The 11,350-nt window shown below is 69.3% G+C and carries 16 protein-coding genes; 6 read left to right on the forward strand and 10 right to left on the reverse strand.

Annotation, left to right across the window (positions count from 1 at the left end; all coding sequences use genetic code 11):
• Positions 1 to 47 precede the first annotated feature (47 nt).
• The 6 genes from JT720_RS03815 to JT720_RS03840 form a co-directional block, all read right to left on the reverse strand.
• Positions 48 to 506, reverse strand: coding sequence for a YHS domain-containing (seleno)protein (locus JT720_RS03815; protein ID WP_205479466.1), 459 nt, complete (start codon positions 504 to 506; stop codon positions 48 to 50).
• Positions 507 to 528: 22 nt separating this feature from the next.
• Positions 529 to 990 carry a DoxX family protein gene (locus tag JT720_RS03820; protein ID WP_205479468.1) on the reverse strand — a complete coding sequence of 154 codons (462 nt, stop codon included), beginning with the start codon at positions 988 to 990 and terminating at the stop codon, positions 529 to 531.
• 16 nt (positions 991 to 1,006) lie between these two features.
• Positions 1,007 to 1,720, reverse strand: a complete 714-nt coding sequence (locus JT720_RS03825; RefSeq protein ID WP_205479470.1) for an HvfC/BufC N-terminal domain-containing protein — start codon at positions 1,718 to 1,720, stop codon at positions 1,007 to 1,009.
• Positions 1,713 to 2,537, reverse strand: coding sequence for an MNIO family bufferin maturase (gene bufB, locus JT720_RS03830; RefSeq protein WP_205479472.1), 825 nt, complete (start codon positions 2,535 to 2,537; stop codon positions 1,713 to 1,715). Before bufB ends, JT720_RS03825 begins: the two co-directional genes overlap by 8 nt.
• Positions 2,538 to 2,540: 3 nt before the next feature.
• Complete coding sequence (locus JT720_RS03835) at positions 2,541 to 2,822, reverse strand: BufA1 family periplasmic bufferin-type metallophore (protein ID WP_205479474.1); 282 nt, start codon at positions 2,820 to 2,822, stop codon at positions 2,541 to 2,543.
• 112 nt (positions 2,823 to 2,934) lie between these two features.
• Entirely contained in the window at positions 2,935 to 3,378 is a 444-nt protein-coding gene (locus tag JT720_RS03840) for a cupin domain-containing protein (RefSeq protein WP_205479475.1), read from the reverse strand.
• Positions 3,379 to 3,621: 243 nt separating this feature from the next.
• On the opposite strand from JT720_RS03840, the gene JT720_RS03845 reads away from it, so the two are divergent.
• From JT720_RS03845 to JT720_RS03870, 6 genes are read left to right on the forward strand one after another with little or no spacing between them, the layout of a single operon-like run.
• The gene (locus JT720_RS03845; RefSeq protein WP_272873155.1) at positions 3,622 to 4,443 is read left to right on the forward strand and encodes a 3-hydroxybutyrate dehydrogenase; all 822 of its coding nucleotides are present in this window, start codon (positions 3,622 to 3,624) and stop codon (positions 4,441 to 4,443) included.
• Complete coding sequence (locus tag JT720_RS03850) at positions 4,440 to 4,610, forward strand: hypothetical protein (RefSeq protein WP_205479476.1); 171 nt, start codon at positions 4,440 to 4,442, stop codon at positions 4,608 to 4,610. The genes JT720_RS03845 and JT720_RS03850 overlap by 4 nt, the downstream gene beginning before the upstream one ends.
• The gene (locus JT720_RS03855; protein WP_205479477.1) at positions 4,603 to 5,871 is read left to right on the forward strand and encodes an NAD(P)/FAD-dependent oxidoreductase; all 1,269 of its coding nucleotides are present in this window, start codon (positions 4,603 to 4,605) and stop codon (positions 5,869 to 5,871) included. Before JT720_RS03850 ends, JT720_RS03855 begins: the two co-directional genes overlap by 8 nt.
• 11 nt (positions 5,872 to 5,882) lie before the next feature.
• Complete coding sequence (locus JT720_RS03860; protein WP_205479478.1) at positions 5,883 to 7,025, forward strand: patatin-like phospholipase family protein; 1,143 nt, start codon at positions 5,883 to 5,885, stop codon at positions 7,023 to 7,025.
• A gap of 23 nt (positions 7,026 to 7,048) precedes the next feature.
• Positions 7,049 to 7,741, forward strand: coding sequence for a redoxin family protein (locus JT720_RS03865; RefSeq protein WP_205479479.1), 693 nt, complete (start codon positions 7,049 to 7,051; stop codon positions 7,739 to 7,741).
• 29 nt (positions 7,742 to 7,770) lie between these two features.
• Positions 7,771 to 8,526 carry a peroxiredoxin-like family protein gene (locus JT720_RS03870; protein WP_205479480.1) on the forward strand — a complete coding sequence of 252 codons (756 nt, stop codon included), beginning with the start codon at positions 7,771 to 7,773 and terminating at the stop codon, positions 8,524 to 8,526.
• Here JT720_RS03870 and JT720_RS03875 read toward each other — a convergent pair.
• From JT720_RS03875 to JT720_RS03890, 4 genes are read right to left on the reverse strand one after another with little or no spacing between them, the layout of a single operon-like run.
• Positions 8,443 to 9,348, reverse strand: a complete 906-nt coding sequence (locus JT720_RS03875) for a LysR family transcriptional regulator (RefSeq protein WP_205479481.1) — start codon at positions 9,346 to 9,348, stop codon at positions 8,443 to 8,445. The two genes, JT720_RS03870 and JT720_RS03875, sit on opposite strands and share 84 nt — an antisense overlap.
• 36 nt (positions 9,349 to 9,384) lie before the next feature.
• Positions 9,385 to 10,344 (reverse strand): YeeE/YedE thiosulfate transporter family protein, encoded by a 960-nt coding sequence (locus JT720_RS03880; protein WP_205479483.1) that lies wholly within the window; start codon positions 10,342 to 10,344, stop codon positions 9,385 to 9,387.
• Complete coding sequence (locus JT720_RS03885) at positions 10,341 to 10,730, reverse strand: VOC family protein (protein WP_205479485.1); 390 nt, start codon at positions 10,728 to 10,730, stop codon at positions 10,341 to 10,343. Before JT720_RS03885 ends, JT720_RS03880 begins: the two co-directional genes overlap by 4 nt.
• Entirely contained in the window at positions 10,730 to 11,230 is a 501-nt protein-coding gene (locus JT720_RS03890) for a DUF302 domain-containing protein (protein ID WP_205479486.1), read from the reverse strand. The genes JT720_RS03885 and JT720_RS03890 overlap by 1 nt, the downstream gene beginning before the upstream one ends.
• Positions 11,231 to 11,350 lie beyond the last annotated feature (120 nt).

An 11,350-nucleotide genomic window follows, 5' to 3' on the forward strand; every position in this document is an offset into this window, starting at 1 on the left:
GATGCAATGCCCTCCGCCTTGCCGCAAGACGGAGGGCTTGTGAGACTTCAGGGCGTGTTCTGGTTGCGGGTCAGCACGGCCGGCCAGTTGGCGTGGCCGCGGACGATGGCGTTGGCCTGGTCGGCTTCCCACAGCTCCTTCGCGCGGGCGTTGAAGTTGAGGTAGAGCTTGTCGTCCACGATCTTCCACTGGGTCCCATCGCCGGGCGCGATGTAGTTCTGGCTGACCGCCCAAGCGCAATAGCCTCCGAACTGCGGCGCGTATCGGACGGGCGCGGCGGCGAAGGTCGCGCGGGCCCTCGCAGAGGCGAAGCGCCACGTGGCCCCGTTCCAGCGGTAGCTGTGAGACGCCTTGCCGCGCACGGGCCGGCCGTCCGTAAAGTAGGCCGTCGGATCGTAGCCGCCGATCGCCACGCCCGCCTTGTCGGTCGAAACCGGCGGCGCGGGGCTGGCATGCGCGGTGCCGCTGCCGATCAGCAGGGCGAAAATGAGGGCGAGGAAACGCATTGGCGAGGGCTCCTGGTGAGGGTCAGGGGATGCGGAGGAAGCGGTCGAGGCTGAGCTTACCGCCGCCGAATGCGATCAAGGGGAGCAGCAGGCCCGCCCAGCTGAGGTGCGTCGGCCAGGCGTCCGGGTAGACGAAGATCTGGATGACGGCGGTCATGCCGAGCAGTGCCAGCGCGCCGAAGCGGGTGAAGAGGCCCAGCACCAGCAGCAGCGGGAAGAAATGCTCGCTGTAGGTGGCGGCGTAGGCGGCGACTTCGGGGCTGACGAGCGGGAGGGCGTATTCGGAGCGGAAGAGCTCGAACGCATTCTCGTTGACAGTGAGCAGGCCATCGACCTTGGTTCGGCCCGAGAGGAAGAAGATTGCGGCGATGCCGAAGCGCTGGACCAGCAGCAGCAGGTCCAGCGGAAGCACTCGCGCGGCGAGGTCGGCGACGGGGGCGAGCAGCGGGCGGCGGGGCTCGAGGGTGAGATTGGCAACGTCCATGGTCAGTTCCTCCTGTTCAGGCGAGGGCAGCGAAGGCGCCCGCGTCGACGAGCGTGGCGAGGCAGGCGCCGGGGTCGGCGTCGGGGTAAAGGGCAGCGGTCGCGAGAGCGGCGGCGCCGACGCTCTCGCCCAGGCGGATGCCGAACAGCATCCGGTGCATGGCGCGGTCGATCAGCAGACCGCTGACGCGCAGCCGGGGACGGGTAAACAAGGCTCCTTCCGCGCGCCATTCGAGGGCGATGTCCTCGCCGGAGGGCCCGTCCTCATGCGCGAGCCAGATGGTCATGGCGGGACGGGTGGCCCAGTCGAACCGGGTGGCGGGATGGAGCCGGAGCTTGAGCGCGTCCCAGTCGGTGACGTTGGCGAGGTCCGTCATCGCCAAAGGCTCCGCATCGGGCGCGAACAGGCATTCGAGGTGCAGCCGCTCGAAGCGGGCAACGTCGGACAGGTAGGGGAGCTGTGCGGCGACGGGCTGATCCTCGAGCCAGTCCGCGAAGCGCGCGCCGTAGAGCGCCAGCACCGGCGTGCGCGGGGGTCGCTGCTCGGCATAGTCCACCGCGAGCGCGAGGAAGGCGTCTTCGCCGAGCAGGGCGGCGCAATAGGGATAATTGGCCCGAAGCGCCTCCACGCAGCCGGCGATCACCGTGTTGCGGTAGACCGCGAGGGCGCCGCGGACCGGCTCGCCGATGGCCGCCGCGAATTCCTTCTGGAAGGCGAGGTGGTCAGACATAGACCGGCTCGCGGTCGAGCACGGTTTGCGCACGGCTGCGCTCGCGCAGGAGTTCGGCGAAGGCGGGCACGTTGCCGTCGCGCTCGATCAGCGTGGGCCGTGGGCCGATCCGCTCGACCAGGCGCTCATAGAGGGTCCAGACCGGCTCGCTGACGGGCTCGTCGTGGCTGTCGATCAGCAGCGATCCCTCGGGATCGACCGAATGTCCGGCCAAGTGGATCTCGCCGACCAGCTTGGCAGGGATTTCGTCGAGCCAGGTGCCCGCGTCCGTGCCGAGGTTGTGGGCGCCGACCATGACGTTGTTGACGTCGATCAGCAGCCCGCACCCGCTGCGGCGGGCGAGTTCGGCGAGGAAGGCGGTCTGGCTCCACTGGTGGTCGCGCAGGGCGAGGTAATGGGTCGGGTTCTCGATCAGGATGGAGCGCCCGAGCACGTCCTGGACGCGGCCGATGTTGGCGGCGACCCGAGCCAGCACTTCGTTGGTGCGGGGCACCGGCAGGAGGTCCGGGAAGCAGCGACCGTCGAGCCGGGACCATGCGAGGTGCTCGGACACGAGCGCCGGCTCGGTTCGGTCGACGAGGCGCTTCAGCGCGGCGAGGTGGTCCTCGTCGGGAGGCGCCGCGCCGGCCAGCGACATGCCGACGCCGTGGAGCGAGAGCGGGAAGCGGCTGCAAAGATCGTCGAGCATGGCCAGGCGGGGACCGCCGGCAACCATGTAGTTCTCGGCGTGAACCTCGAACCAAAGGCCCGCCGCCGAACAGTCCATGGCGTCGGCGTAATGCTCGGCCTTGAAGCTCAATCCGGCGGCGGGAGTCATGACTCAGCGTCCCTTGATGGGGGTGAGGGAACCGTTGCCCTTGGGCGTCTTGATCGACGTGCAGGTGCCCTTGGCGACATACTTCCAGGCGTTGCCCTGGTAGTTGCGCTTGGAGGTGCCGGCACAGCTGGTGCCCGCACCGGCGGCGCAGTCGTTCTTGCCGGCGAGGCTGATGCCGTAGCACTTGTCCTTGTTCGGCTGCGGCTTGACCGGGCCGGCGTGAGCGGCGGCAGCGGTGAGCGAGGCGAACACGGCCGCGGCTGCGACCTTTCCGAGGGTCTTCATGGCATTGTTACTCCGTGCCCCGAAGCATGAGGAAGGTGGCGCCCCGGCAGGGGGCGATGCGCGAGGCGCCACGGGATGCCGGCCAGGGGAGAGCGAGCGGCCGGCGGGGAGCTTACTTGCCGTTGAACACGTCCGAGCTCAGCAGCACGGCGGGGACCTTGCCGTGGTTGATCCAGTAGTGGCTGAGCCCTTCGGCCTCGCGGCTGATGTCGCCGGCCTTGTGCTCGATCGGAACGGCGCAGGTGGAGCTGTGCTCGGTGATCGCACCGCTGACGGTGACGATCAAAGCCGGGCGATCGGTGTGGCTGTGCAAGGGGACCACTCCGCCGGGCTGAACCACCAGGCGCCGCGTGCGCAGCTGGCGGCCGGCGACGTTGATCTCCGGCCCGAGGTCGATGCTGGCGAGAACGGTATCCGTGACGCCCTTGGGCATGGTCGGGGCATCGGCCAGCGGGTTCGTGCCCGGCTGGGCGCAGGTGCCGGCGGCGGCCGGGCTGGCGAAGCCGAGGGCGGCGAGTGCGGCCAGCGGCGCGGCGAAGACGGTGGACTTGATCATGGCGGTGCGATCCTTGGTTGTGGTCGACAATTCAGCTGTCACGAGGCGGTCGGCGCTGGGCGCGGGATCCAGTCTGTCCCAGACCGCGAGATCGCCGAACCGACCTCGTGACATGACTGGAAAATACGGGAGCGCTGACGACCCGCCCAATCGGAAGGCGGCATGGAGTCGATGCTCAAACGGCATTTCAGATCAGCCGCGCGATCAGCGATCCTTCGGGTCACGCAATTGGAGAACCCCCCGATGGACATGCCCGCTTCCGCCCCGCTCGACCGCACGGCCAGGCCGCTTTCCGGCCAGGTGGCGGTTGTCACCGGTTCCACCAGCGGGATCGGCCTCGGCATCGCCCGCGCATTTGCCGGGGCCGGCGCCGAGGTCGTCATCAACGGAATCGCGGACCAGCGCACGATCGACGCGCTCTGCAGCGAGTGCTCCGGGCTGGGCGCCCAGGCCGTCTACGATGGCGCGAACCTGCTCGATCCGGGCGAAGCGGCGGGCCTGGTCACGCGGACCATTGCCCGCAGCGGCCGGATCGACATCCTGGTGAACAATGCCGGAATCCAGCATGTGGCGCCCGTGGACGAGTTCCCGCCGGCCCGCTGGGACGCGATCATCGCGCTGAACCTGTCGGCCGCATTTCACACGATCCGGACCGCCGTGCCCGCCATGCGCGAGCAACGGTCGGGCAGGATCATCAACGTCGCTTCCGCCCATGGGCTCGTCGCCTCGCCGTTCAAGAGCGCCTATGTCGCGGCCAAGCACGGCGTGCTGGGCCTGACCAAGACCGTCGCGCTGGAGGTCGCCCGGCAGGGCGTCACCTGCAACGCCATCTGCCCCGGCTACGTCTGGACCGAGCTGGTCGAGAAGCAGATCGCCGACACCGCCGCAGCGCGCGGGATCAGTCACGAACAGGTGATCAGCGACGTGCTGCTCGCCGCCCAGCCGACCAAGCGCTTCGCCACCGTCGAGGAGATCGGTGCGCTGACCGTCTTCCTGGCTGGCGAGGGCGCGTCGTCGATCACCGGCACCGCGATCAGCGTCGATGGAGGATGGACCGCGCAATGAGCACCGCACCCGCAACCCTTTGCCCGCACCTTGCCGCCGCCCTGCTTCCGCGCACGCCAGAGCATCGATCGCGCAAGAGCTGGGACAGCCTGCCGGCCAGCCTCGGCCTGCTTCGCCAGACCGGCGGAGTGCTGCAGCAACTCCCTCCGCGAGCCGTCCATGGCTGAAGACCTTCACGTGGTGATCGTCGGTGGCGGCTTCGGCGGGCTCGCCGCGGCCCGGGAGCTCGGCAACCGGCCGGGCGTCCGCGTGACGCTGATCGACCGGCGCAATCACCATGTCTTCCAGCCCCTGCTGTACCAGGTCGCCACCGCCGCGCTGTCGCCCGCCGACATCGCGGGACCGATCCGGTCCATCCTGTCCCGCTACGCCAACGTCCGCGTGCTGCTGGACGAAGTGGAGGGCGTGGACTGCCATGGACGACAGGTGCGGCTGCGTGACGCGGGACCGCTGTCCTACGACCGGCTGATCATCGCGACCGGCGCACGCCACAGCTACTTCGGACGGGACGAGTGGGCCGAGCACGCGCCCGGGCTCAAGTCGCTGGAGGATGCGACGGCGGTCCGCCGACGGGTGCTGCTGGCGCTCGAGCGGGCGGAAACGGAGGAGCGGCCGTCGCGGCGCGAGGCGCTGCTGACCTTCGTGGTGGTCGGCGGCGGCCCCACGGGAATCGAGATGGCCGGGGCGATTGCCGAGCTGGCCCGTCGGTCCGTGTCCCGCGACTTCCGCCACATCACGCCGCATTGCTCCAGGGTCCTGCTGGTGGAGGCGAGTGCGCGGCTGCTGACCGCCTTCCCGCGGGACCTGTCCGAAAAGGCGAGGCGCAGCCTGGAGCAGCTTGGCGTGGAGGTGATCACCGGGCGGCCCGTGATGGCGCTCGACGAACAGGGGCTGAGCATCGGCGGCGACCGGATCGAGGCCGCGACCATCATCTGGGCGGCGGGCGTGCGCGCGTCGCCAGCGGCCGACTGGCTGCAGGCGGACCGGGACCGGCAAGGGCGGGTCCGGGTCGCGGAAGATTGCAGCGTGCCGGGCTGCCGCGGCGTCTATGCGATCGGCGACACGGCCTGCTTCATCGATGGAATCGGGATGCCGCTGCCGGGCATCGCTCCGGTCGCCAAGCAGCAGGGCCGCTATGTCGCACGCCGCATCATGGGGCGGACGCAGTCACCGTTCCGCTATCGCCACTGGGGCAACCTGGCGACCATCGGCCGAAGCCGCGCGGTGCTGGAGATCGGCCGGCTGCACCTCAGCGGCTTTCTCGCCTGGTTGTTGTGGGGCACCGCTCACCTCTACTTCCTGGTGGGATTCCGCAACCGCCTGTCCGTCGGGCTGAGCTGGGCGTGGAATTACCTGACCTTCGCCCGCCATGCCCGGCTGATCACGGGTGAAACACTGCCAGCCGCGCGACCCGCGGCGGCCGAATAGGAGTTCAAGCCATGCAGGACCTGCGTGATGAAATCGGCACCTATGGACAGGTCGTCCTGGTGCTCCAGGGCGGCGGAGCGCTGGGGGCCTACCAGGCGGGCGTCTACCAGGCGCTGTGCGAGGCCGGGATCGAGCCCGACTGGGTGGTCGGCACGTCCATTGGGGCCATCAACTCCGCACTGATCGCCGGCTCTCCGCCGGGCGAGCGGATCGACCGGCTGCGGGCGTTCTGGAAGCGGGTCGCGCAGCGCCATCCCGTGGCCGACTTCCTGCCCGCCTGGCTGGCCGCCTCGGCGCGCAACGCGGTTGCCGTGACAGCGGGCGTGCCAGGGTTCTTCGAGCCCAATCCCAAGGCGTTCCTCAGCCCGCACGTTCCGCTAGGGCCCGACCGGGCGGGCTATTATTCGACCTTTCAGCTCCGCCAGACGCTGACGGAATTGATCGATTTCGACCAGGTGAACACCGGCGGCGTTCGGCTGACGGTCGGCGCGTCCAACGTCCGGACCAGCGAGATGACCTATTTCGACAGCCGCGACATGCCGCTGTCGCTGGACCATGTGATGGCGTCGGGCGCCCTGCCCCCCGCCTTTCCGGCGGTGCGGATCGGGGACGAGCTCTACTGGGACGGCGGGATCCTCTCCAACACGCCGGTGGAGGTGGTGTTCGACGACAATCCGCGGCGCAACTCCATGGTGTTCGCCGTCCACATCTGGAACCCGCACGGGCCCGAGCCGCGCTCCATCTGGGAGGTGATGAACCGGCAGAAGGACCTGCAATATTCGAGCCGCGCGGCGGCCCATATCAAGCGCCAACGGCAGCTGCACCGGATGCGGCACATCATCGCGGAGCTGTCGGCGATGGTGCCGCCCGACCGGGTCGGCCAGAACCGCTTCGCCGAGATGAAGGCCTATGGCTGCACCACGACCATGCACGTCGTGCGGCTGCTTGCGCCGGCGCTCGAATATGAGGACCATAGCAAGGACATCGACTTCTCGCCCGACGGTATCCGCTGCCGCTGGGAAGCGGGGTACCGGGACACGTGCATCACGCTGGACAAGGCCCCTTGGCGCGAGGCGACGGACCCGCTGGAGGGCTTCGTGCTGCATGAAGCGTGCGGGGGCGAGATGGTGGACACGGCGGCGGGCCGGGCCTGAGCCGAAAGGAAAGTCGAGGTCGCGTGAGTTCGATCGAAGAGGCGTTCCGCTCCGCCGCGCCCAGCGGTGCCAGCCTGGCCGAGCACCTGCAGCTGGTCGCCGCTGCCGCGCGGGAGAACCGACCGGAGTATATGCGGCTGGTCGATGGGTTCGTCGCGCGTCTGGAGGAGGCGCGGGCCGGCTCTTCCGCGCCCGCCGTCGGGGAGCCGATGCCCGGGTTCATGCTGCCGGACCAGGATGGCCGGCTCCTCACGCTGGAGGGGCTGCTCGGCCGGGGGCCGCTGGTGGTGGCGATCCTTCGGGGGCACTGGTGCCCCTATTGCCGGCTCAACATGATCGGGCTGGCGCACGCGCACCGGGAGCTCGGCGATGGATCGCTGGTCGTGATCTCGCCCGAGGTCCAGCACTATACGCGGCGGTTGCGGGAGGAGTCCGGCGCCCGCTTCCCGGTGCTGACCGACGTGGGCGCGGGGTACATCCTGTCACTGGGGCTGGCGGTGTGGCTGGACGAGCCGATCGCCCGGCTGGTGAAGTCGGCGGGCTGGGACGTGCCCCTGTTCCAGGGCGGCACCGGCTGGATCCTGCCGATCCCCTCCGTGTTCGTGGTCGACAAGGACGGGATCGTCGCCGCGCGCCACATCGATCCCGATTACCGACGGAGGATGGAGATGGACGCGCTGCTGGCTGCGGCCCGCGCGGCGCGGGACGTCGCCTGAGAGGCGGAAAGCTGCTAGAACGGGCCGCCATGCCCCACCCTCTCGTTCTTTCGCTGGAGGAGGCGTTCCAGGAGGTCCGCGACAAGGACTGGACGCTGGGCGAGCGGCTGAACTTCATCGCCGACACGGTCCGAACCAAGGGGCCAGGCTTCATGGCGGAGGTGGAGCGGTTCGTGGCACGGCTCGAAGCGGCCCGCGCCGGCGCGAGCGCGCCGCAGGTCGGCGAGCGGATGCCGGGCTTCACCATGCCGGACCAGGACGGGCGGCTGGTGAGCCTCGACGCCCTGCTTGCAGACGGACCGGTCGTGCTGGCCTTCTATCGAGGCCACTGGTGCCCCTATTGCCGGCTGAACATCGTGGGGCTCGCCGAGATCCAGGACCAGGTCGCGCCGTGCCGGATCGTCGGCATCTCCGCCGAAGTGCAGCGCTTCACGCGCGAGACCCGTGCCGAGTCCGGCGCGCGCTTTCCGCTGCTGACGGACGTGGCCGCGGGCTATGCCCTGTCGCTGAACCTCGCGATCATCGTGGATGACCGGATGTCGTCGATGATCGGGGGCGCGGGCTGGGACGTGCCGCTCTACCAGGGCGGGAGCGACTGGGTGCTGCCGATCCCGGCCGTGTTCGTGCTGGACCCCGAAGGCACGATCGTCGCCCGGCACGTCGACCCCGACTATCGCCGCCGGATGGAACTGGAGGACCTGCTAGGCAGCCTCGACCGGTTCCGCGACGCTGCGGCTCCAGTCGGCCGAGCGCAGCAGGTTGAGGAGCGCGCCCGCCTCGCGTGAGCGGGCACGACCGGCGACGCTGTAGATGGCGACGGTACGCTTGAGGTCGAGCGCGGAGCAGGCGAGATGCCGCACGCGCGGCGACTTCATCGCGCTGGCCGGCATGATGGCGAGGCCGAACCGGGCGACGACCAGCGCCTCCAGGTCCCGCAGCTCGTCGATCTCGTGGACGCTGTCGTAGGGAATGCCGCGCGCCGTCACGTCGTCCGGGTGCAGTTCGGCGGGGTCGCAGCCCGCGTAGTGGAGGAAGCGGGCTTCGCGCACCAACTCGACGTCGAGGTCGAGGCAGTTGCGCTGGGCCAGGCTGTCGTCGGCGCCGACCACGAGGTCGAAGGCTTCGGTGAACATCGGCCAGGCATCGATCCGGTCCCAGCGCTCGCCCAGCGGGCCGCCGATTGCCAGCTCGACGTCGCCGTTCTTGAGCATCTCCGCGATCTCCGCGCCGGTGCCGCGGCGGAGCTTCAGCTGCAGCTGCGGGAAAGTGCGTTGCATCTCGGCGAGAGGACCCATCAGCAGGTCGAGGTCGAGGGTGCGGGATACGGCCAACGAGAGGCTGGAGACCTCCCCCTTGCTGACCTTGGCCGCGAGGGCCTTGGCCGTCAGCGCGCTTTCGTAGCATTGCGCGAGCAGCGGCTGCATGCGGTTGCCGAGGTCGGTGAGGTGGCTGTTGCGGCCTTCGCGGCGGATCAGTTCGCCGCCCAGTTCCTCTTCGAGCTGCTTGATGGCGCGGGTCAGCGCGGGCTGGGTGACGTTGCACTCCTCGGCGGCGCGCGTGAAATTGAGCGTCCTCGCGACGGCCAGGAAGTATCGGACCTGCTGCATCTCCATCGTGCACGCCCCCGTGCGCTGAGTTCTTCCTTACGCCATTTTCCCCTGGGCAACCAGTGGACGTTCCACCTGCCAGCGCAGCGCCAGGGTGATCGTCACCGCCATGCTGGCTAGCGCCACGAGCGCGTGCGGCTGAAGCAGCGGCAGGCCCAGGAGGATGAGCCCATCGTTGCTGCCCGGGATCAGCACGCTGCCGAGTCCCATCAGGGCCCCGCCTATGAAGCAGCGCGCGACCGCCGGTAGCGTGGGCCGGATGGCGCGCAGCCGTCTCGCCGTCCAGCCGCCGAGCAGGGCGCCCCCGAGCAGGCAGAAGAACAGCAGCAGGCGCAGCGCGGTCATGCTGGTCATGCCGCGTGCCGCCTCCGACAGCGCTTCGGTGTAGCTCCAGCCGCCGGCGCTGAAGAGCAGGATGACGAAGGTCAAACCGATGATCGACGTTGCGACGTGAGGCGACCAGACATGGTCCGCCAGCATTCCCGAGCGCGCGGCGGCGACAACCCGCGCCAGCCGCCAGCAGGCGAGCAGGCCGAAGGGAAGGAGCAACGCCGTCGCCCACACCAGGGTCGGCGAGGCGAAATCGAGGGTGCCGGTCGGCCGCTCGGTCCCGAGCAGCCGTTGTACGAAGCAGCCCGCCAGGAAGCCGGGAGGTACGGCGAGGTAGGCCCAGTGACCGCACCCGAGCTTGGCGATCGCGCCGAATACACAGGCGCGCGCGATGAACGCGCCAAGCCCGAGCAGCACCCCGCCCGCCACCGTGGTGACGGCGGGTGTCCAGTTGACCGGCTGCATGGGCAAGCGGTGGAGCGCGGCGGCGAGGGCCACGCCGCCGGCGACGATCGCCGCCGCCTCAAGGAGCGCGATGACGCGGCCGAAGCGGCGCTTCTGGACCACCTCTTCCAGGGCCGCGACCATGCAGGTCGCACCGCGCTGGATGGCATAGCCCATTGTGCCCGCGGACACCGCGCTCAGAAGGAGCAGTAGCCAGCTCACCAGGACGAACCCGCGAAGACCACGACCGGCATGCCCGCCGGGTCGCTCATCTTGAGATAGGTGCTGCCCCACGGCCGCTCTGTCGGGCCCTCGAAGCAGATGCCTTCTGGCAGGGAGCGGAGGAAGGCATCCAGATCGGCAACCTTGAACTGCAGGCACGAGCCCGAGAAGTCGTGTGCCTGTTGCCCCTGGTAGATCTCGATCAGGGCATCGCCGGGAGGGTCCGTCAGCGCCAGGATGCAGCCCGTATCGTCGGGGGCGTTCCATTCCTCGACGACATACAAGCCGAATACACCAGTGTAGAAATCGCGAACGGCCGGCACGTCGAGCACGACCATCTTGAACTTCACCGCTGCTGGCCGAGTGAGGGGCTCCGTGGACGGCATCAGCGGCCTGCTTCGTCCGCGACGGTGGCGGCGACTTCGCTGGCCATCTTCAGCTGGGCGTCCTTGCCGGTGATGCCGTAGCGCTGGCCGATGGCGGCGAAGTCGGTCCAGGCGATTTCCGTCCGGCCGTCGGCGCCCTCCCGGACCAGCATGCGGACCGGCCAGTCGAGCCCGGCATAGGGATTGGCCTGGATGAATTGCACGCCGAGCGGCGGGTTGCCGAACATCACCAGCACGGACTTGCGGATCGGCAGGTTGGCGGACGCGCCAAGCTGCTGGTGGTCGATGGCGGTGAAGAAGCGGATGCCCTTGGCCTCCACCGCGGTCTTGATGCGGCTGACGGTTTCGTCGACGCTGTGGGCGCTGGATGTGCGCAGGACGCCCCGCGCCTGTGTCGCGGCGGAGGGCGTGGCGGCGCTCGCCGCAGTGGGAAGCATGGGCGCGGCGATCAGCGCGGTGATGGCGAAGGCGCGCCGGAGATGAGGTGCAAGCGAGTTCATGGAAAGGGTCTCCTGTTGACCCCTGTGCAATTGCAAACCGGAGGTCCCGCGTGAAATCGAGAGACCGCATGGAGTTCATGCCGGCCGTGCATGGCGGAGCGTCCACCCGGTCCGTGGGCT

Source organism: Sphingomonas arenae, from assembly GCF_016924655.1.
Taxonomy (GTDB): Bacteria; Pseudomonadota; Alphaproteobacteria; order Sphingomonadales; family Sphingomonadaceae; genus Sphingomicrobium; species Sphingomicrobium arenae.